The sequence below is a fragment of the Bacillus sp. AY3-1 genome (assembly GCF_008368785.1).
In the GTDB taxonomy this organism is placed as follows: Bacteria; Bacillota; Bacilli; order Bacillales; family Bacillaceae_G; genus Bacillus_A; species Bacillus_A wiedmannii.
In genome coordinates this window covers 1-22,267 of sequence record NZ_QORZ01000004.1, presented here as the reverse complement: position 1 = coordinate 22,267, position 22,267 = coordinate 1, and the positions used below count along the sequence as shown (strand labels likewise).

The 22,267-nt window shown below is 34.6% G+C and carries 17 protein-coding genes and 1 pseudogene; 7 read left to right on the top strand and 11 right to left on the bottom strand.

Translation table 11 applies throughout. The features are described from left to right. Positions 1-363: 363 nt before the first annotated feature. The 3 genes from DN389_RS01950 to fdhF all read right to left on the bottom strand — a co-directional run bounded on the left by DN389_RS01950 (position 364) and on the right by fdhF (position 5,823). The gene (locus tag DN389_RS01950) at positions 364-2,235 is read right to left on the bottom strand and encodes a glycerophosphoryl diester phosphodiesterase membrane domain-containing protein (RefSeq protein ID WP_149236772.1); all 1,872 of its coding nucleotides are present in this window, start codon (positions 2,233-2,235) and stop codon (positions 364-366) included. 156 nt (positions 2,236-2,391) lie between these two features. Then, entirely contained in the window at positions 2,392-2,874 is a 483-nt protein-coding gene (locus DN389_RS01945; RefSeq protein WP_001040529.1) for a helical membrane plugin domain-containing protein, read from the bottom strand. A gap of 12 nt (positions 2,875-2,886) precedes the next feature. Next, entirely contained in the window at positions 2,887-5,823 is a 2,937-nt protein-coding gene (gene fdhF, locus DN389_RS01940; RefSeq protein WP_149236771.1) for a formate dehydrogenase subunit alpha, read from the bottom strand. A gap of 299 nt (positions 5,824-6,122) precedes the next feature. Between fdhF and fdhD the strand changes: the two genes are divergently transcribed. Both fdhD and DN389_RS01930 read left to right on the top strand, forming a co-directional pair. Then, entirely contained in the window at positions 6,123-6,929 is an 807-nt protein-coding gene (fdhD, locus tag DN389_RS01935) for a formate dehydrogenase accessory sulfurtransferase FdhD (protein WP_088121253.1), read from the top strand. Between the two features lie 230 nt (positions 6,930-7,159). Further along, on the top strand, positions 7,160-7,666 hold the full coding sequence (locus DN389_RS01930; RefSeq protein WP_000405878.1) for a GNAT family N-acetyltransferase: 507 nt from the start codon (positions 7,160-7,162) through the stop codon (positions 7,664-7,666). Positions 7,667-8,176: 510 nt separating this feature from the next. On the opposite strand, the gene DN389_RS28715 is transcribed toward DN389_RS01930, so the two are convergent. Further along, on the bottom strand, positions 8,177-8,299 hold the full coding sequence (locus DN389_RS28715; protein ID WP_001068388.1) for a hypothetical protein: 123 nt from the start codon (positions 8,297-8,299) through the stop codon (positions 8,177-8,179). Between the two features lie 329 nt (positions 8,300-8,628). Between DN389_RS28715 and DN389_RS01925 the strand changes: the two genes are divergently transcribed. The 3 genes from DN389_RS01925 (at position 8,629) to DN389_RS01915 (ending at position 11,588) form a co-directional block, all read left to right on the top strand. Next, positions 8,629-9,300, top strand: coding sequence for a response regulator transcription factor (locus DN389_RS01925; RefSeq protein ID WP_088121252.1), 672 nt, complete (start codon positions 8,629-8,631; stop codon positions 9,298-9,300). Between the two features lie 65 nt (positions 9,301-9,365). Beyond that, a complete protein-coding gene (locus DN389_RS01920; RefSeq protein ID WP_088608953.1) occupies positions 9,366-10,820 on the top strand; it encodes a HAMP domain-containing sensor histidine kinase in 1,455 nt (484 codons plus the stop codon). 255 nt (positions 10,821-11,075) lie between these two features. After that, positions 11,076-11,588: a GNAT family N-acetyltransferase gene (locus tag DN389_RS01915; protein WP_000351216.1), complete on the top strand. Its 513-nt coding sequence runs from the start codon at positions 11,076-11,078 to the stop codon at positions 11,586-11,588. Positions 11,589-11,620: 32 nt separating this feature from the next. Here DN389_RS01915 and pdxR read toward each other — a convergent pair whose 3' ends face one another. Then, positions 11,621-13,021, bottom strand: coding sequence for a MocR-like pyridoxine biosynthesis transcription factor PdxR (pdxR, locus tag DN389_RS01910; protein ID WP_149236770.1), 1,401 nt, complete (start codon positions 13,019-13,021; stop codon positions 11,621-11,623). A 120-nt stretch (positions 13,022-13,141) separates the two neighbouring features. Between pdxR and DN389_RS01905 the strand changes: the two genes are divergently transcribed. Then, positions 13,142-14,068, top strand: coding sequence for a DMT family transporter (locus DN389_RS01905; RefSeq protein WP_149236769.1), 927 nt, complete (start codon positions 13,142-13,144; stop codon positions 14,066-14,068). Between the two features lie 115 nt (positions 14,069-14,183). Then, the gene (locus DN389_RS01900; RefSeq protein ID WP_060487037.1) at positions 14,184-14,708 is read left to right on the top strand and encodes a DUF4871 domain-containing protein; all 525 of its coding nucleotides are present in this window, start codon (positions 14,184-14,186) and stop codon (positions 14,706-14,708) included. 297 nt (positions 14,709-15,005) lie between these two features. Here DN389_RS01900 and DN389_RS01895 read toward each other — a convergent pair whose 3' ends face one another. The 6 genes and pseudogenes from DN389_RS01895 to DN389_RS29300 form a co-directional block, all read right to left on the bottom strand. After that, positions 15,006-16,205 carry an NAD(P)-dependent malic enzyme gene (locus DN389_RS01895; protein ID WP_075310641.1) on the bottom strand — a complete coding sequence of 400 codons (1,200 nt, stop codon included), beginning with the start codon at positions 16,203-16,205 and terminating at the stop codon, positions 15,006-15,008. A gap of 60 nt (positions 16,206-16,265) precedes the next feature. Next, positions 16,266-17,612, bottom strand: coding sequence for a 2-hydroxycarboxylate transporter family protein (locus tag DN389_RS01890; protein ID WP_000512725.1), 1,347 nt, complete (start codon positions 17,610-17,612; stop codon positions 16,266-16,268). A 122-nt stretch (positions 17,613-17,734) separates the two neighbouring features. Next, positions 17,735-18,442, bottom strand: coding sequence for a response regulator (locus DN389_RS01885; protein ID WP_000598659.1), 708 nt, complete (start codon positions 18,440-18,442; stop codon positions 17,735-17,737). Further along, on the bottom strand, positions 18,439-20,043 hold the full coding sequence (locus DN389_RS01880; RefSeq protein WP_149236768.1) for a sensor histidine kinase: 1,605 nt from the start codon (positions 20,041-20,043) through the stop codon (positions 18,439-18,441). Before DN389_RS01880 ends, DN389_RS01885 begins: the two co-directional genes overlap by 4 nt. Before the next feature lie 78 nt (positions 20,044-20,121). After that, entirely contained in the window at positions 20,122-20,940 is an 819-nt protein-coding gene (locus DN389_RS29305; RefSeq protein WP_458102727.1) for a methyl-accepting chemotaxis protein, read from the bottom strand. A 120-nt stretch (positions 20,941-21,060) separates the two neighbouring features. Continuing rightward, positions 21,061-22,074, bottom strand: a pseudogene (locus DN389_RS29300) (HAMP domain-containing protein); the annotation flags it as partial. Positions 22,075-22,267: the final 193 nt, after the last annotated feature.

The following is a 22,267-nucleotide window of genomic DNA, read 5'->3' as shown; positions in this document are numbered from 1 at the left end:
ATGCCCCCTTATAATTAACAGAAAAAAGAAAGTCTTTTTTCTTTTTGTAATAATTAATAACTTATGTCCTTATTCTAGCATAACTTAAAAGTTATGAAAACGCTAACATATCATTTTTTAAAAGTTTATATATTTAGAATAGTGTAAATATATGAAACATTGATTCTATTAGCATCTTCGCTCCATTTCATTATCTATCACTCTATTTTTATTATACTCCCTAAAAATAAGCAGCATTCACTTATTATTCGACAATAATGTAACAATGTAAGAAACCCGAGTGATTCCGTATACATATACAGTTAATAATTTGTACAATACTTTAGAGATATATTCTTTTCCTAAAAAAACAGCTGCAGGCATTTAGCCAGCAGCTGGGTAACTTATAAATAACTTGGAAAATAAATCATCTGTTGTTTCGCTAATTTTATCAAACAGATCACTTTCTTCCGCTTCTTGCTCTTTTAACATCTTAATTGTTTCACGTGCATCTTCAGGATAATCGGTAATAATACCATCTACGTTTAATTTATAATATCCCTTTAAACTTTCCATATCATTTACCGTCCATACGTAAATCGGCTTGTTTAACTTTCTTGCTTCTTTTACTAATTTCTTATTTAACATGTATTCTTCTGCTACATAAAAATCAGCTTTCACATTCTTTAAGTTAGCTCTACTTGCATACAGTATATATCCTACTTTTATATTGGGATTTGCACGTTTAAACTCTTTAATAAGCGGATAGTGTAACGTTTGAATGACACATTGCTTCTCAAATTCATTATCTTTAATCACTTTTAATACTTTGTTTACGAAATCTTTTTCGCCACCATGAAGCTTCACTTCAATATTAAGTTTGATTTTGTCCTTTGACAGCTTAATAATCTCATCAAGTGTACTTATTTGTCCTGAAAACCCATCTTGACTAAGAGTAAGCTGTCTTAACTCGTCCATCGTTAAATCTGACACATGAACATTAGCATTAGCAAGACGTTTTAGCTTCAAATCATGTATAACTGCTAGTTCACCGTCTTTCGTTTGCAGTACATCAATTTCAGCATAGTCTGCTTTCGCATCAATAGCCCCCTGCACAGCTTCTTTCGTATTCTCTACACCTTTTGAAATATAACCACGATGAGCCATAATAATTGGTTCTTTATATGTATTTGTAATAAAGGTCACAATGAAGGCAACAACCATTCCCGCAGTAATAATTCCTACAATATATACGCCAATAAATTTCCAACGATGTTTTTGGAAGAAACATTTATCTGCTTTCGTTTTCGAATAATCTAATCCTTCTTCTAATAAAACATCTTCAACTGGAACCTTTTGTAAATACAATCGCGTAATCGCCATAATATAAAATGGTGTCACGATAAAGCTAAATAAATACAATGTACTCGTTAAAAACACAGATATCGTTGATTCCGCTAATAATGCAAATGTCCCTGCTGGGTTTGTAAATTCATATACTCCCCACAGACAAAGTAAATAAATTCCTATAAATAAAAGAAAGACAATTCCTACAGATATGAAAAAACCTACTAAAAAGAATAATACTTTAAAAAAGCTTTCTTTTACTAAGTTTGCACTTTTTCGTGCTGCGGTGCGGAACGGCTTTTCCTCTAAAACAATAATAGGTAAAACAAAGATCCAACGAAGATTTAAATAGGCAACTACAGCAAAGAAAGTATAATATCCAACTTGACCCATTGTTGTCTTAAATAGTTCACCTGTAATAAAATTAGGAATTTGAATCTCAGGAATCAATGCAGATTTATACCCCGTACTTAATAGTGGTAATAACACAACTGCGTACAAAACAAATCCTGGTAAGCAATATGTAAAAAGGGAAGGTAAATACGTTACTGTTTTATACAAAATCGGACGTAATCTCACCTTTTGCCTTTTATGAGCAAAGTACGAAATAATAATAAGCACCGCAAATTCCGTAAAAATAAGAAACAGTGCTAACAATGATAAAATTACGATTGCCAATATGCCGTATGGCGTCTTTAAAAACGCTAATAATTCATCATTCGTCGCATTTGCATAACCACCAAAATACAATAACTTATTAAAAATGATCCCAAATAGCGGGACAAATACAATCGCTGCTAATAATTTATAAGCAAGTTGAAAGGTTAATACATTCCAAAAAGCAAATCTAACTGTTTGAAAGGAATGTCCAATTACTCCTGGTATAGATAGTCTTTTACGGTGTTGCATATATTCCTCCACATTCTAAAACGATATTTGAGATGGATTCCACATTTCCATTTCTAATCCATCTTTTTAATAATAATATATTCCGCTTAACATGAACACTCTTATACATACAATGAAAAAAGTGATGGTTACTCCCCATCACTTTTTTCATCTACTCTATTTTTTCTCTAACCCTTGTCCAAATGCTTTCAAGAAGCTAAAACCGAATGTAATGGCTCTATTGATATCTGGATCTTTTAACACTTTAAAGAAATCCATCACTTTTGTTTTTTTGCCACTATTTAATTCATCTGTTGCAAATTGTAATCCAGTGACTAAACTCGATGTGATTTGCTTCGTTACTTCTGGGTCAACTGAGGATAGTGCTTCCCCCGCTCCCATCATATTGTTAAGTGCATTTTTAACTGGTTCACGATTTAATTGCTCCACAGCGATCTTTGAAACATCTTCCTTCGCAGCAAGTAAACTAATCGCCGCATCTAATATACCAGCCTTTTGCAACTGTGCTAAAAGCTGCATTGTTTCTTCTACTGCTTCACGATTATTAGATAGCTCATTTAGAAGTTCATCTGCTACTTGCTGTTTCTGTTCTTCCTCTGTTACAACTTTCTTTTTAATTAACGTAATTTCTTTCGCCACTATCTCCGCCCCCTAGTCCACAAGTGATACGTATTGTTTTCTTTGCCACTTTTGCTCGATTTCAACACCATTTTGCGGATTACGCTTTTTATCTCGCGGGTTCGAATATGGTAACGGGCGGTTTCCTTTTTCACGTAACACACGCATTTTCACCATCGTTTGTTTATACGCCGGTGTACACGTATAAATGTCTGTTGCCGTCCCAGTTAAAATATTAATCGCTTCTTCATTTACTGTTGCATGCATCGGTAAATATAGCTCTTTCCCCGTTACACGATCTGTAATAAGCGCTTGTACTTTAATTTTCCCAAATGGTGATGCTAATTCCACAAGACCACCATCTTTCACATTGCGCTCTATAGCAAGTTCCGGTGAAATTTCAACGAATACTTCAGATACTTTAGATAAAATACCAGCCGACTTATTCGTCATATTCCCTTCATGGAAATGCTCGAGCATGCGTCCATTATTTAAAAGTAAATCATACTCATCTGGTGCTACAACCGGTGGTACCCATTCATCTAATGATAAACGAGCAAGTTTATCTGGGAAGTTAAATCCGTCTACATATAATAGCGGTGTATCGCTACCATCATGACTACCCCAACATAAACTATTCCATCCTTCTAGACGGTCATACGTCGCTTGAGAGTATAACGGTGCAAGTGATGCGATTTCGTCCATAATTTCACTTGGACTTTCGTAATTCCAATCCCCGCCCAGTGCACGAGCAACTTTTTGCAAAATCCACCAATCTGGTTTGGAATCACCAAGCGGTTTCAATACTTCATATAATCTTTGAATACGGCGCTCTGTATTCGTAAACGTTCCTTCTTTTTCTAAGCTTGGTGCTGCCGGTAAAATAACATCAGCAAAACGAGCTGTTTTTGATAAGAACATATCTTGAACAACGAGGAAGTCTAAATTCGATAAAATATGTTGTACATGGTTCGCATTTGAATCGACTAAAGCCATTTCTTCACCCATGACATACATACCACGTAGTTTTCCTTCTTCTGCCGCAAGTAACATTGCAATATTATTTAATCCTGGCGCTTTCGGAATAGTTGTACCATATGCTTTTTCAAACTTAGCACGAAGCGTATCATCTGATACTGCTTGATAACCTGGAAGCCAGTTTGGTAATGTTGCCATATCACAAGCACCTTGTACGTTATTATGTCCTCTTAATGGATATGCACCTGCACCAGGACGACGGTAGTTACCCGTAACAAGTAGTAAATTTGAAATTGCTGCTGATGTCGTACTTCCTCCTGTATTTTGAGTTACACCCATTCCCCAAAGTATACAAGTACCATCTGCTTCATATACCATACGGGCCATTTCTTTCAGATTTTCTTTCGAAATCCCTGTAATTTTCTCTGTATAGTCCAGCGTATATTTCTCTACCATTTTGCTATATTCATCAAAATTCTTTACGTTTTCAGCTATGAACTTTTTATCATGCCAATCTTGATCAATAATATATTTCGTAATACCAGCAAGCCATACGTAATCCGTTCCTTGGCTCGGATGAATAAATAAATCCGCACGCTCTGCCATTTCATGTTTACGGAGGTCTGCTACAATTAGTTTTTGCTCGTGTAATTTATGAGCACGTTTTACACGCGTCGCAAGTACAGGATGTCCTTCTGTTGGATTCGCACCAACGATAATGACAAGTCCTGCTTCAGCTATATCTTTCACTGTTCCAGCATCCCCGCCCATACCGACAGTTTTAAATAAACCATCTGTCGCTGGCGACTGACAGTAACGAGAACAGTTGTCTACATTATTCGTTCCATATATTTGTCGAGCTAGTTTTTGCATAAGGTAATTTTCTTCATTCGTTACTTTCGATGAAGAAATGAATCCAAATGCATCGCTGCCATATTCAGATTTAATATGCTGCATGTTAGAAGCAACAACTTCTAATGCTTCTTCCCATGAAGCTTCAACAAACATATCTCCTTGGCGAATTAATGGCTTCGTAATTCGATCTTCACTATTTACAAAGTCCCATCCAAATTTACCTTTTACACATGTGGAAATACCATTAACAGGTGCATCTGAAACAGGTTGTACTTTTAATATATGGCGATCTTTTGTCCATACTTCAAAGGAACAACCGACACCACAAAATGTACAAACTGTTTTTGTTTTATTAACTTTCGTCTTACGCATCGCAGCCTCTACTTCTGAAACCGCTAAAATACTACTATATCCAGGCTCTACATCCTTTACAAAATCAATCATTGGATCTAACACATCTGGTTTTAATCCAGTCATGAACCCAGCTTCACCTAGCATTGTTTTTTCCATTAACGCATTACATGGACATACTGTTACACACTGCCCACAACTTACACAAGATGAGTCATTTATGCTTACACCATGATCCCATATAACACGTGGACGATCTAAGTTCCAGTCTATCGATATAGTTTCATTAACCTGTAAGTTTTGACATACTTCTACACACTGTCCACAAGCAATACATTGATTTGGATCATACCGATAAAACGGATGTGACATATCCACTTCACAAGCACTTACTTTCGGCTCATACGGATATTTCTGTTCTTCAATTCCCATCATATGTACCGTGTTATGAACTTTACAGTTACCATTATTGTTATCACAAACGGTACAATACAATAAATGATTCTCTAATATTCGATCCATTGCCTCAGTCTGTGCCTCTTTTGCACGCTGGGACTGTCTTTCAATATGCATACCGTTCTCTAATTTTGTTGAACAAGCACGTAATAACTTCCCATTTACTTCTACAATACACGTATCACAAGTTTGAATTGGATCTACTTCTGGTACATGACAAATTTGAGGATGTTCCAAATTACTCTCGTTAAATAATTGTAGTATCGTCTTTTCACCCGATGTGGAAAAGTCTTTACCATCCACGGTTACATGGACTGTCTGTTCTGCCATAGTTTCCCCTCTCCTTACAACCAACTGTACAACACAATTATGAATCCGTTTTCAAAATCGCATTACTGTACATATTTTTGAACGCTCTGTCCGAATACTTTTCTTATGAAGTCGATTCTAGATGTTATAAGGTATAACTACGAAAGCTTGAAAATATCACTATTCTACAGTTCTATTATATCGTACATATACAATAATAACCAAAATAATCTGTGATTTCCTTGCTAATAGGTGTTTTTATTTCCCCATTGTTTTATGATAAATATGGGAGAGAAATACATATAAAAGGGGAATTAAATATGGGGCCTACGCAAGAGACTTATACAATTGTACGCTATCAATCTGGTACATTTTCAAAACAACTGGATGAGATTGTTACAGAATCTCCTATTACTATTAAATTAAATGGTGAAGAATATGTAACAGTTGTATGCACACCAAATTATATTGAAGATATGGTAATTGGTTTTTTAATTTCTGAAGGAATTATTGCTTCCTATAAAGATGTTGAAGAACTATGGGTGCAAAAAGATAACGGAATTGTCCATGTAACATCATCAAAAGTAAATCCACTCTATCAAACTTTATATAATAAACGATACATCACTTCTTGCTGCGGAAAAGGTAGACAAGGTTTTATTTTCGTTAACGATGCAGCAAAAGCAAAAGATTTACATGATATACATGTAAAAATTACTCCTGAAGAATGCTTTCACTTAATGAATACTTTACAACAATCTTCCACTACCTTTCGCCAAACCGGTGGGGTTCACAATACCGCGCTATGTGATCGAAACAATATCCTCCTATCAAGAATGGATATTGGAAGACATAATGCATTAGATAAAATATATGGTCATTGTTTACGCAACGATATATCCGTTAAAGAAAAAATCATCGCATTTAGCGGGCGTATTTCATCCGAAATTTTACTCAAAGTTTCAAAAATCGGATGTGAAATGGTTTTATCTAAATCCGCTCCAACAAAATTAGCATTACAACTTGCTCACGATTTAGGCATTACAGTCGTAGGATTTATTAGAAATGAATCTTGCAATATTTACACACATCCACATCGAATTGATGGTTATCAATCGAATAACTAAAATAACTCCTCGGTTGAGGAGTTATTTTAGTTATAAAAATGTAATATATTAAAGACTTGAATAGTTAATGAAGTTAATATATAATTTCATTACATATTAAAAACAAAACATTGTAGCATATATCTTTTCATTCTTTTACAAATTAAAAGAGACTGTTAACAAAACGCATACACAATCTTATAGAAGTAATGGATTTATTTTATTTGAAATCGACCAAGGAGGTTATAACTATGGAAATTCGCTTATTAACGACAGAGGACGCAGAAATATATTTAAAAGTTTGTATGGAAGGTTTAACGAAGAACCCGGAAGCTTTTAGCTCTTCTTATGAAGATGTTCTTAAACATGAGGATCCTGTAGCTGCTATGGCAAAACGATTAAGCAATCCGGATAAGTATACTCTAGGGGTCTTCAAAGATAACGATTTAATCGGCATTTCTACTTTAGAAACAAAGCCTTTCATTAAACAAGAACATAAAGCAAAAATCGGTTCCGTTTTTGTTTCCCCAAAAGCGCGTGGCCTTGGAGCAGGAAGAGCTCTAATTAAAGCAATTATTGAAAATGCCGATAAATTACATGTAGAACAACTTATGCTCGATGTTGTAGTTGGTAACGATGCCGCAAAAAAATTATATGAGTCATTAGGCTTCCAAACTTACGGCGTACAAGAGCGTTCATTAAAACATAACGGGCAATATTGGGACGAGGAACATATGGTTCTGTTCTTAAATGATTAATACTTCAATATAGTTTTTTAAAAGCATCTTCTTATTAAGGAAGGTGCTTTTTTCATTACAACAATGTAATCTTCATGTCACCTTTATCGATCGTACCAAACCTTTCCATTCATTATACTAAAAGTATAAAGTAAAACTTTACTCAGTGGAAAGCTTTACCTCCACTGAGTATTAGCCCTCACCAATCGGGCTTTTATGGGCAGTTGATCTTCCATCTAACTTCTTCGCATCCACTACATCTTTAGATGGAATTCTTACTGCCCATTAATGCGGGGTAAAGTGACACTTTCATTAGTGAGGTACCAATCATGAAATGAACGTATAGCATTCAATTGATATATAAAGGAGAATGTGACATGAAACAAAACAAACGAGCTATGCTTTTAATATTTACTACAGCAATTGTAACTTCTGGGTTAGCAATTTTACCTTGGTTTATTATATAAAACTATTCCCCTAATAACGAAAAAAAGCTTATTGCTTCTTAAGAAGCAATAAGCTTTTTCTATATTATAAAATCCCCAAAATTTTATTTACACAACTTATAATAATAACCATAGATACGGCAATGCACATGACAACCGTATTACGATCTTGCTTTTCTTTTTTTGAAATTTCTTCTTTTGGATTCATGTGTATGATCTCCTTTTAAAAAAAGTGTGAGATAGGAAATTTTTCTTATCCGATGCGAGGTGAATACGAAAACCCTCTCTATCTCACATACACAATAGAATGGAATTGTCATTTTATAAATAAAATGACATGACGTTATGTCGCAACATAGGGTATTTTGTGTCGCTACGTTTTCTATTATAAAAAATAGTTGTGCAAAACTAGTGCATTTTTTATGTCAATTACTCTGAGCGAAAAATAACTCTTCAACTCAATCACATAAAAAGAGTTTTTTATTATTTTCATGTAAACTATACAAGTAGAATGAACAGTTTGGGGTGCACAATATTATGGTTAAAATTTTATTAGTAGACGATGAAGAACGCATGTTACGATTATTAGATCTGTTCTTAAGTCCTCGTGGCTATTTTTGTATGAAAGCTACCTCTGGCCTTGAAGCACTAAAGTTAATAGAACAAAAAGACTTCGATATTATTTTGTTAGATGTTATGATGCCTAATATGGATGGATGGGATACTTGCTATCAAATCCGTCAAATTTCCAACGTTCCAATTATTATGCTAACAGCTCGTAATCAAAATTACGATATGGTGAAAGGCCTCACTATGGGCGCGGATGACTATATTACAAAACCCTTTGATGAGCATGTATTAGTCGCAAGAATCGAGGCTATATTACGCCGTACAAAGAAAGACGGCTTCGTTAGCTTCAATGGTATTGAGTGGGATAAAACGAAACATACTGTCACAGTATATGACGGAAAAATCTCACTAACTCCTATCGAATTTTCGTTACTTGGACTATTTTTACAAAATACAAACCGTGCTTATAGCCGAGATGATTTAATCGAAAAAATTTGGGGTTATGAAACAGACATTGAATATAGAACAATCGATTCACATATTCGCAATATCCGTGATAAACTACGCAAAAAAGGATTTCCAGTTGAAAATTACTTAGAAACTGTCTATAAAGTCGGATATAAATGGAAAAGTGAATAATTACTTCGGTCAGTGGAAAATATCGTACCACTGACCCTTTATTATGAATAAGGTATGGTGAGAAAATGAGTAAACTTTCACTTAAAATCGGGACATACTTTTTAATATTAGCTTTATGCATTGAAACAATTGCTTTCGTTTCTTTTTACAAAAGCATTTCAACAATGCGGATTGAGGAAGAAACACTTGCTCTTTTAGAAAAAGGTAATCGCTATAGTAAAAAAATTAAAAGTCGCGAGAGACGGGATGAATATTATAAAGAAATGCAACACGCTGAACACAATAAAAATCCTAAACGCCCCGTGTACCCCGAGTTCGATATTGCGAATGCGGCTGCACACTTAGTTGAATCGGAATCAATTTCTAACTCCGATATAGCTATCATTATTACTGACCATAACGGCAAAATTATTTCCACCTCAGAACCCGTAACAAAAGAAATGCAAAAACAACTTACTTGTAAAACAGAATCTGTCCCAGAAAGCGGATTAATCGTTGAAAGAAACTGGAAAAAATCAAAATTCATCACAACAGTAAGCCAACTTAACACAACAAAGTTTCAAGGAAAGTTATATATGTTATTAAAAACATCTTTCTTAGAAAATATGTTACTTAAACTCATGAACCAATTTCTTATCATTAGTGTTTTAACAATTATTTTAACGACTATTTCTGTCTTTGTTTTTTCTCGTGTTATTACAGAACCGCTTATAAAAATGAAGAAGGCAACAGAAAAAATGTCAAAGTTAAATAAGCCAATTCAATTAGGTATTAAACGGAATGATGAACTTGGAAGTTTAGCAAAAACGATTGAAGATTTATCTAGTGAACTGACTTATATGAAAAAAGAACGCAATGAATTTCTCGCTAGTGTTGCCCATGAACTATTAACTCCATTAACCTATATGAAAGGTTATGCGAAGGTAGCAAAGAGAGACTCTTTAACGAAAGAAGAGCGTGAAGAATACTTACAAATCATTGAGGATGAAACAGATAGTGTAACCGATCTCGTCCAAGATTTATTTATGCTGGTGCAATTAGAACAACACCAGTTTGTTATAAAAAAACAAAAAGTGATTCTTCAACCATTTTTAGAACGAATGGTTGAAAAAACAAAAACAACATTAACAAATAAACAAATGCAACTCCATGTATATTGCAAAGATGATTTAGAAGTTTGCATAGACGAAAGACGTATGGAACAAGTTATGTTAAATTTATTACACAACGCTTATCAACATTCGCCAGAAAACACTACTATTACGATACGCGTACTCACAGAAACAGATTCTTTTACAATAAGTGTAGCCGATGAAGGAGAAGGTATTCCTGAAGAAGATATCCCGCATATTTTTGATCGTTTTTATCGTGTTGATAAATCTAGAACGAGAGCTACTGGAGGAAAAGGTATCGGGCTAGCTGTTGCAAAAGAAATTGTAGAATTGCATAACGGTTCCATTCTAGTAACAAGCCAATTAGGAGTAGGAACAAACTTTAGAATCGAGCTACCTTTTGAATAAGATGCGTGTGAAAACACCAGTAGTAGTAAACACTACTGGTGTTATTTTGTTCATAAAATCAGCTCATATAAGCTAACCTTTTGAAATTATTCTTATTTCAATATAAAATAAAGTAAAACTTTAACCAATCGGGCATTTACGGGCAGTTATCTCCCACCTAAATTCCGCGCATTCGCCGGATTTTAAAGTTGGATTCTTACTGCCCGCAAATAGCGGGGTAAAGGTACATTTGCAAAGATTTGGAGGGTGATATAATTGGATATCCATGTATTAACAAAAGATGAAGCAGAAATTTACTTAGAACTTCGTGTAGAAGGATTAAAGCAAAACCCTGAAGCTTTCAGCTCTTCTTATGAAGATATTATTAATAAAGAGTGTGCGATTGAATATAAAGCACAAAAATTAGCACAAGATGAAAACTATACGCTAGGTGCATTTAAAGATGGACAATTAATCGGAGTTGCAACGCTGGAAACGAAACCATATGTAAAACAAGAACATAAAGCTAAAATTGGTTCTGTATATGTGTCTCCAAAAGCACGCGGACTTGGAGCAGGAAAAGCACTTATTAAAGAATGTCTTGAACTTGCTAAATCTTTAGAAGTAGAACAAGTTATGCTTGATGTTGTTGTTGGCAACGATGGTGCGAAGAAACTTTATGAATCATTAGGTTTTAAAACATTCGGTGTACAAGAACGTTCACTGAAATATAACGGACAGTATTGGGACGAAGAGCATATGGTCTTATTCTTAGATGAAAATAAATAATAAAAAACATCCTCATGCCTGGAGGATGTTTTTTACTTTCTTGTATACCATGCCTTATGTAATAATTGAACCGCTTTCGCAATTTCGTCTTCTGATAAAATTGCAAACCCAAGTAAAACTACATTTTCAGGCGCAGCACCGTCTTTATAGTACGTAGAAACAGGATATATTTTAATACTATATTTTGCAGCTTCTTTAATTAGTTCTTCTTCTCGCATTCCATTATGCACTTTTAATAAAATGTGTAATCCAGAATCTTCTCCTATCACTTCAACACGATTAGAGAAATACTTCTCTATTTCAAAAACAAGTCGATCCCTCTTTTTTCGATAGACGACGCGCATTTTATGAATATGTTTTTCCCAATAGCCTTCATTTAAAAACTTTCTAATCACTTCTTGGTCCATTCTTGAAACACTTTGTGTATAAAACAAATATTCCTTTTGATATTTTTCAATTACATTCTTCGGTAATACTATATAGCTCATCCGTAATGAGGGCAACAAAGCTTTTGAGAGCGTCCCCATATAAATAACTTTCCCATCTGTATCTAAACCTTGTAGTGCCGGCATTGGCTTTCCTGAATAACGAAATTCACTATCGTAATCATCTTCAATAATATACCTGTCTTCCTCTTTCTTCGCCCATTGTAAAAGCTGCGTCCTTCTCGTAATAGGCATAATCATTCCATATGGGAATTGATGAGATGGAGTTACAAATACAACATTCGCATCGCTATTTTCTAAATCTGCCATACAAATTCCGTCTCTATCTAAAGACAACATTTGAACCTTCTTCTCTCCCTGTTCAAAAACGACCATTTTCCTATGATAACCTGGATTTTCAACAGCATAATTGCTTCCCTTCAACAATTGAAAAAGTAACTTCACTAATATTTGTGTTCCCGCCCCTAATACAATTTGACTAGCTGAACAACGCACACCTCTAGATTCATACAAATAGCTCGCAATTTCCTCCCTTAAGTTCAATTCTCCTTGAGGGTGTCCAAGAAAAAGCAACTCATTATTATGCGGCTGCCATACATCATTTATAAGCTTGCGGTACATAGTGAACGGAAAAGTATCCATATCAACCCCTGTTTGGGTGAAATCAAATGTATAGTTCTCCTCCCGAAACGATACTTCTTCTACTTTCGCTTCGCTTCCTTCTACATAAATCATTTGTTCAATTTTACATACGAAATAACCTTTTCTCGATGCCGATTCAATATAACCTTCTGCAAGTAATTGCTCGTAAGCTGCTTCTACTGTATTCTTACTCACTTGTAAATAGCTCGCCAGCTTTCTTTTAGCAGGTAATTTTGTAAAAGCCGGAATCGTTCCATCTTTAATCTCTTTTTTTATATACTCATACAATTGCACATACAATGCTATTTTACTTTTCGTATTTAAATTAGGCGTTAATTCTAACATAATATCTGACCCCTTAATAAAACTAAAATCTGATACTTTTTACAGTACCAGAAGTTATATATAATTCCTTTTATCATGTCACACATAAAAAATCAAATACTCGAGAGGAGATGCATGATCATGAACAACAATAGACGGATTGGACTCATTATGATTATTACAGGAGCTACCTTATGGGGATTATCTGGCCCGATGATTCAGTGGCTATTTCAACATACTAACGTATCATCAATTGATTTTTTAACAATTCGCTTGTTGCTTGCGGGAATATTTATTTTATCTTTCTTGCTTATAAAGAAACAAAACATATTTCAAATTTGGAAACATCCTAGACATTCTATACAACTTATTATTTTCTCTATTCTCGGCATGCTCGGTGCGCAATATGCCTTTATCGAAACAGTTCATATTAGTAATGCGGTCACAGCGACATTATTTCAATTTCTAGGTCCTGTTCTTATTACCATTTATGTCTCATTTGGACAAAGAAAATTCCCTGCTTCTATGCAACTACTCGCAATTATAACTGCCCTAACAGGAACGTACTTTATTATTACAAACGGTTCCATTGAAAATATTGTTTTATCGAAAGAAGCCATTATTTTCGGCCTATTAACAGCAATTGGATTTGCATTTTATACCCTTCATCCAGCCTCTCTTATTAAAGAATGCGGAACAACTGTAGTAATTGGCTGGGGAATGTTAATTGGCGGTATTGCCCTGCTTATTTGTAATCGCTCGTTTGAATGGAATCAGCTTTCACAAACTTTTACATCAAGAACTTTTTCTATGCTTATTCTTATCATCATAAGTGGCACTCTTTCTTTCCTCCTTTATATCGGTAGTCTGAAATATTTAGCAGCAACAGAAACGAGCATTTTATCTAGCATTGAACCACTTGTAGCTGCCATCGTTTCAATCGCTTGGCTAAATGAATCCTTTGGAGCATATCAATTATTAGGCGGCGTATGTATCGTTCTTTCTGTTATTTTCTTAACGATGCCACAAAAAGAGAATGAACCTACCTTTTCAACTGAACAAATATAGAAAATGTCAAAAGAGGTCGTACAAAACTTACGACCTCTTTTTATACTTTAAAGGAATTGTCCCGCTTTCTAGCAAATACAATTACACTAACAATAAAATTTAGGAGTGTGACACCATGAAAAAAATCGGAACTATGCTACTTTTCTCTTTTCTCATCGCTGGATGCACACAAGCGCAACCTGATTCAGAAACACCTAAAAAAGAAGCCATCGCAACGTCATCCACTCAAGTTAATGCACCTTCCTTCTTTCATCTTAGCGTTTTAAAAGATGTAAATTGGGAAGAAACACCCTCCTTCATACAAGAAAAAATACCTTTAAAAGGCATCGAAGAAAAAATCGCAATGGCTGATAGTCCTATTATCGCAAATGAAAAAAATGAAATAATGTGGTACTTTTTAGATCCTGAAATGCCAACTGGAAAACTATCTATTATTGCACTAAAACAAGGATCAATAACTCCAACACCCGTACTCTTTCAACAAGAAACTTCCAAACCAACTTGGACTACTTCAAATACAATTGATTCTACTACAAACGAACTCCCTCTCACTATGTCACTACCTTCATCTGGATTATGGATATTAAATATATATGTGAATGAAAAATATTATGATCAGTTTTTAATTACCGCTGAGTAAAGTGACAAAACTAAAACACTTTCTTACAACAATGTAATTTCTCCGTCATGTACTTCGATAGTTGAAGTATCTCTCTTCTCTTATACTTAAAGTAAGAAATGACACGAGGAGAGATGAGAGATGAAAAAAATGATAGAAGTAATCGTAGCAGTAACTGAGGTTTTAGTAAATGGTAAACAAGTTGCAATGGAATTAAATAAATAGTGAAGACACACAAATAAATAATTTTACACTTCTTCATTATTTTGATTTCTTATCTCAAAAAAGCAGTGCCTTTTTAGGCACTGCTTTTAGCTATTAATAACTTGGTATTTTCATAATTTGCGCCACACCTGAATCAATGGCCGCTTTCGCTACAGCTTCCGCAACACTTGGAACAACTCTTTTATCTAACGGATTCGGGATTACATAATTCGCATTACGTTCTTCGTCCGTAATGATGTTAGCGATCCCATATGCTGCCGCTAATTTCATCTCTTCTGTAATATCAGTCGCGCGCACATCTAACGCACCACGGAATATCCCTGGGAACGCCAATACATTATTTACTTGATTCGCATAATCCGAGCGTCCAGTTCCTACTACAGCTGCCCCAGCCTCTAATGCATCCTCTGGGAAGATTTCTGGAATTGGATTCGCCATAGCAAACACAATTGCTTTCTCATTCATCGTTTGTACAAGTTCTTTCGTTAATACGTTAGGAGCAGATACGCCAATAAAAATATCAGCTTGATGAATCGCTTCTTTTAACGCTCCACGCACATATTCTCGATTTGTCTTTTTGGAAACTTCAATTTGTGCTTCGTTCATCCATGATTCACCTTCACAAACAATACCTTCTAAGCTAACTAACGTAATGCGCTTTGCACCAGCTTTTAATAATAATTTTCCAATTGCAATTCCTGCCGAACCCGCACCGTTAATAACAATTTTCACATTATCCATTTGTTTGCTAACAACTTTTAATGCATTAATAACAGCTGCTAAGACGACAATAGCGGTCCCATGTTGATCATCATGGAATACAGGAATATTTGTTTCTGCTTTTAATCGCTTTTCAATTTCAAAACAACGTGGTGCCGCAATATCTTCTAAGTTAATTCCTGCAAACGTAGGCTCTAAATTTTTCACAAGAGTAACGATTTCATCCACATCAGTCGTACCTAAACATAACGGGAAAGCATCTACATTCGCAAATTTCTTAAATAAAATACTCTTCCCTTCCATAACAGGCATAGCTGCTTTCGGTCCAATATTCCCTAAACCAAGTACCGCTGTTCCATCTGAGATAACTGCCACCATATTACCGCGTGCCGTATAGTCATACACTGTTTCTTCATCCGCCGCAATTGCTTTGCAAGACTCCGCTACACCTGGTGTATATGTCAGGCTTAAATCATCCGCTGAATTTACTTCTACTTTACTTGTAATTTCAATTTTCCCTACTAATTCTTTATGCAGTAACAATGATCTTTCATTAATTTGATTATCTAACATACTTATAATCTCCCCCTTAAATTGACAAGCTAGCTATATGAATATAGCTAGCTTGTTTGATCATGAAAACATTTTCAATAAAATTGTCGCTGTTACAACCATTGCTGCCCCGCCTAAACGTGTTGAAATTTGCGCAAACGGCATTAATTCCATACGATTTGAAGCTGATAAAATAGCAACATCTCCAGTTCCACCTAAACCACTATGACATCCCGTTACAATTGCTGATTCAACTGGATACATTTTCATCACTTTCCCTACAAGAAAACCTGATGCTACCATTGTAAGAACAACTGATGCGCACACAACAACATATCCTACTGAAAGAACTGCTGCTACGTCTTTTAACGGAATATATAGCAATCCTAGTCCAACCATTAACGGCCAAGTTAAATTCTTCGAAATGAATTTATATAAATGGAATGCTCCTTGCTCCATTTTTGCTGGCATTAATTTAAAGTATTTCACAAGTGCTGCTGAGAAAATCATAATGATTGCCCCAGGAATACCGATGAACTTAGAAGCAAATCCTCCGAAGATGAAGAACGTACACGCAATTAATAAACCTGCTCCCATTAATGAGAAGTCAATTGGCTTCTCTGTATTTTGTTCTTTTAATAACTCTGCTTGATTGTCTGTTTTCACTAATACACCGTTACCACTAAGCTCTGGTTTCTTCTCACCTAAACGCTTCATATACCCTGCACTCACGATTGCAAACATATTTCCAATAATAGCCGCTGGAATAAGTTGTGATACAAACGTTGCTGATGATTCATTTAAAATATCACTATAAGCTAGCGACAATGGTAAAATCCCTTCCCCAATACCACCACTCACAATTGGTACGATGATAAAGAAAAATGTTTGCTTCATTTCAAACCCAAATAGTGAACCGACCAATAATCCTACTGCTACAGAAGCTAACGTCCCTACTACTAAAGGTATAAACATACGAACGAAACCTTGTACTAATACTTTACGATTCATTCCTAAAATACTTCCGACTACTAAACAAGAAATATATAAATATAAAAAGTTCGATTTTTTCATTAACATAGTCGCAGCTTCCATTGAAGCTGGATTCATCCAGTTAAAAAATACAAGTAATGATGGAATAAATAACGAAAGTATTGCTGGACCACCGATATTTTTTAAAATTGGAATTCTCATCCCAATGTCGCCTAAGAAAATACCCATGATCATAATAACTGCAAATCCACCAATCATATCTGCTGGCAATTTATTATATACAGATGCCCCATAAATAATAGCAGCCAATACTACATATAACGGTAAAGGTATAACACCGATTTTTACATTCATAATTTTAGAAGCGAAAGATTCTCTTTGTACTTCATTTCCTTCAGAAAATGATACCGCTTCCACATTCTTTTGAATTCCCATATGGCACCCCCTTGTTTTCTTAATAACAATATTAAAACGCTTTCAATAGTAAAAATAGTTTTTGTAAGTTTTGTAATTGATTTTGTAATTAAAAAAAGTATAAGCGACTTATAATAAGTCGCTTATACGTAAAACTCTATTTTATTTTTGTCAATACATCTTAATTTACTCACTGGTCTTCCTACGTGTTGATACACCATTTCGTTTTCTAATACTCCAACTTCAGTCAAAAACATTACATACTTTCGAATAGAAACTCTTGAAACTCCAACTAATTGCGCCATTTCATCTGTTGTAAACGCTCGTCCATTCAGCGACTCGATCTTTTGCCAAATTAATTGCATAGTTTGTTTTGTTAATCCTTTCGGAAGCTCTTTAGTGACAGTAGGCTCTCTTTTTTCTTTTTGCAAAATTAACGAATCTAATTCCGATTGACTAATTTTTTTTTGTTCTTTCATGAAAGTAAGTTTTTCTCGATATATAGTTAATGCCTTTTTAAATCGTTCAAATGTAAATGGTTTAATTAAATAATCTACTACACCATATTGTAATGCTTTTTTAATACTCCCCATATCATGTACAGCTGAAATCATCATAATATCGATTTCTTTTTCTTGGTTCCGAATATACATTAAAAGCTCAAATCCAGTTTCTTCAGGCATAAAAATATCAAGTAATACTAAATCTACTCGTGATTCCTCTAATACTTCTATCGCTTCTTTAACGGAGTTAACTGCTTGAACAAGTTCAAACCCTCCTACTTGCTCTAAATAATGCGTATTTAACATTGCTACCATCGGGTCATCTTCTACAATTAAAACTTTAATCATATTTGCCTCTCATCCCTACCTCTAGGTATTTCAATTGTTATCGTTGTTCCCTTTCCTACTAATGAATGCATATGAATTTTCCCATTTATTCGCTGTATACTTTCTTTTACAAGATACAAACCATAACCGCGGTTATCTCCCTTTGTGGAATAACCTTTCGTAAATAATACCCCTATTTCTTCTTCTGGTATACCTTTCCCCGTATCTTGTACTGTAATGATTAATGTATCCCCATATTGTATCTCAAGTTCAACTTGCTTCTTTTTACAATTCATCACTGCCTCTAATGCATTATCAATTAAATTTCCGACAATCGTAATTAGTTCATGAATAATACTTTCATCATCTATTTCCGGCATGTAAGAATCTTCACTTATGATTAATTTTATATTTTTCTCTCTAGCATAGCTAAGTTTCCCAAGTAAAAAACCAGCAAATACTGGACTTTTTATTCTCTCCATAACCCCACCAATTTCATATTGATGCTCTGATACCATACCGCTTATATACTTCTGTAATTCTTCATACTGCTTCATGTGTGTAAGTCCTAATACGACATGCATTTTATTCATAAATTCATGCGATTGTGCCCGTAATGCTTCCGCATATAGTCTAATACCAGTTAATTCTTCTGCTAATTTTCTAACCTCTGTTTTATCACGAAATGTTGCAATTGCACCAACTATTTCTCCTTTTACATATAAAGGAACACGATTCGTCACAATCGTAATTCCATAAATATTTTGTTCTTCGTTTAATTGTACCTCTCCCGTTTGTAATACTTCTTTTATACGTGAATTAGGCATATACAACTCAACATCTTTACCGATAAAATCTTCTTCAAGTCCACTTTTCTTAAACAATCGTTTTGCCTCATTATTTATTAAAGTTACATTGGCTTCTTTATCTACAGCAATAATACCTTCCTTTACAGATTGTAGCATCGTATTTCTTTCTTCAAGAATTTTCGCTATCCTGTGAGGTTCAAGACCGAATAAACTTTTCTTTATATGTCTAGCTAGCAATATTGCTCCTATAATTCCGACTAGTACTCCAACTCCGACACCAATGTAAATGATATGTCTACTTTCCTTAACTCTCTCTTTTACATTATCTGCTGAAATACCAACGGCCACCGCTCCAAGTTGTTCACCTGTTTCAGAAAATACAGGTACAAACACTCGCATTGAAATACCTAAAGTTCCTTCTGCCAGCGATACATGTTCCTTTCCTTTCAATGCAGGCCCTTCATCTCCCCCAATAAAATGATGGCCTATTTTTTGAGGATTTGGATGTGATTTTCTTATTCCATTCATGTCCATAACTACAATAAATTGAACACCTGTGTTTTTTAATATTCTATTTGTATACGTTTGGATTGCAGAAGTATCTGCCTTCCCAATCAAACCATCGATTACAATTGAATCATTCGCCACAATGTGTGCAATTGTTTTTGCTTTCTCTGCTTGGCTATCCTCCGTCGTCCGTTCTACATTATGACTAATTAATATATCTGTCACAAGTAAAGAAAAAATTACAACTGTACAAACTAACAATGTAATCGTTTTCCATAAATTCCATAATCTTTTTCTTTTTTTCATCCCGTTAATGACTCCCCTAATTGCTGAATAGAAAAATAAGTAAGGTGAAAATAATATCACCTTACTTATCTGCTGTTATTATACTTTAAATTTACTAGTCATCGCTTGTAGTTCTTCGGCCATCCCAGCTAAGTTTTGCGAAGCTGAACTAATTTCTTCCATTGAATTCACTTGTTCTTCTGTTGAAGCAGCAACACTTTGCATACTAACTGTATTTTCTTCTGCAGCCGCTGCAATTTCATCAATAGCATTTGTCACTTCATTTGCATCTCCAGCAATTCTCTTCGTTGTTTCTACCATTTGATTAACTTGAGAAACAATATGTGTAGTAGAACTTAAAATTTCCGTAAAACTTGCTTTCGTTTTTGTTACAACATCAAGGCCTTGTTGAACTTCTCCATTCACATTATCCATCGCCTTAACAGTATGTTCAATATCCGCCTTAATTTCTGCAATTAAATTTGCAATCTCTCCAGATGATTCTCCTGATTGCTCCGCTAATTTTCTAACCTCATCAGCTACAATAGCAAACCCTCGGCCCTGTTCACCTGCTCTTGCCGCTTCAATAGCCGCATTTAAAGCTAATAAGTTCGTTTGAGTAGCGATGTTTTGAATCGCTTCAGAAATAGCTCCTACCTGCTTTGATTTCTCATCAAGAAGTTTAATAATAGCATCTGACTCGGATACCGATTTAGAAATAGACTGCATTTGTTTTGCTGTTTGTTCAACCAATTCTTCCCCTTCTTCAGCTCTTTCTCTCGCATGTAATGAGGAGATAGAAATTGATTCCGCGCTTCCAGTTACATCTTGAATTGCTGTATTTACTTGTTGTAATGTAGCCGCACCTTCTTCAACACCTTGACTTTGTGACTCAGCCCCACCTGATACTTGTTCCATTGCAATTGTAATTTGATCTGTCGCATCATTTGCTTGCTGTACGCTCGCTGTTAACTCTTCAGCCGATGCAGCGACATGTTCTGCTGAAAAACTAATTTGAGTAATCACATCTTGTAAAGAGGCAGACATTTCATTAAATGAATTCCCTAATTTCCCTATATCATCCTTGGAATGGATTGTAATTTTCTCTGTCAAATCTCCCTTACTAATTTTATGTGCCGAGTCAGCTATTTTTCTTAATGGTCTTGTAATAGACTTTGTAATGAAATAAATTAATACACTACCAAATACAATAGCGATAGCAATGACAATCAAAGTCTTATAAAACACTGGATTCGCAGCTTGGGTAATTTCTTCGTCGAACATAACCCCAACTACTTTCCATCCTGTTTTCTCATTTGTTGCAAAGATTAAATTCTTTTTATCACCTTGTTCTGTATAAGACACATTTCCTTGTTTTTCTTCATAAATTGGTTTAATCCACGGATCAGTAACTTTTGCACCTGGTTTTCTAGATGGATGACTAACAATTTGCTTATTTTGATCTAGAATAACTGCATAACCTTTTTCACCAATGTTAATCATTTTGGAAATTTTTAAGATGTTATCTAAATTTAAGTTAATTCCTATAACACCTTTACCATCTTTTACTTCTTTAGCAATTGTCACTACCATATTTTTAGTAGATGCTGATTGATATGGTGCAGTAACAATTACTTTCCCTTTATTTTCATGTGCTTCTTTATACCAAGATCTATCTGTTGGATTATACCCATCAGCCATTTGGATAAATGGTTCTCTTATAAACTTTCCTGCCTGTGTTCCCATATAAATACCTTCTACTTCTGGATGAAGTTTTATATATTGCGCTAACTTCGTTCTTACTATTTCTTCTTGTCCGTTTGGATATGTGTCCTCTGTTAAAATATCTGCGAAGTACGCCGCATCAACAAATTTCTCTTCTATATTTTGAGAAATAACAGTATTTAAAACTGAAATATTTTCCTTTGCTTTACCTGTAATTTGTTGTTCAAAATTTGTTTTGGCAGTTTGATATGAAACACCACCGATAATAAGTCCTGGTATAGTTAAAATAAGAAAAAATGAAATGATTAATTTTTTCTTGATACTCATACATTTAACCCAGTTAAATATTTTTTGCATAATAATCCTCCTTTATGTAATGTGGATACTTGTGTAATTTTATACAAGTAACATATATAAAACAATATATAATGATAACATGTAATTTTTTTGTCAATTATGCATTTTTACATATTCACTACTTCTAAATATTTAATCATAAAAAATAAGAGAACTTCAGCTT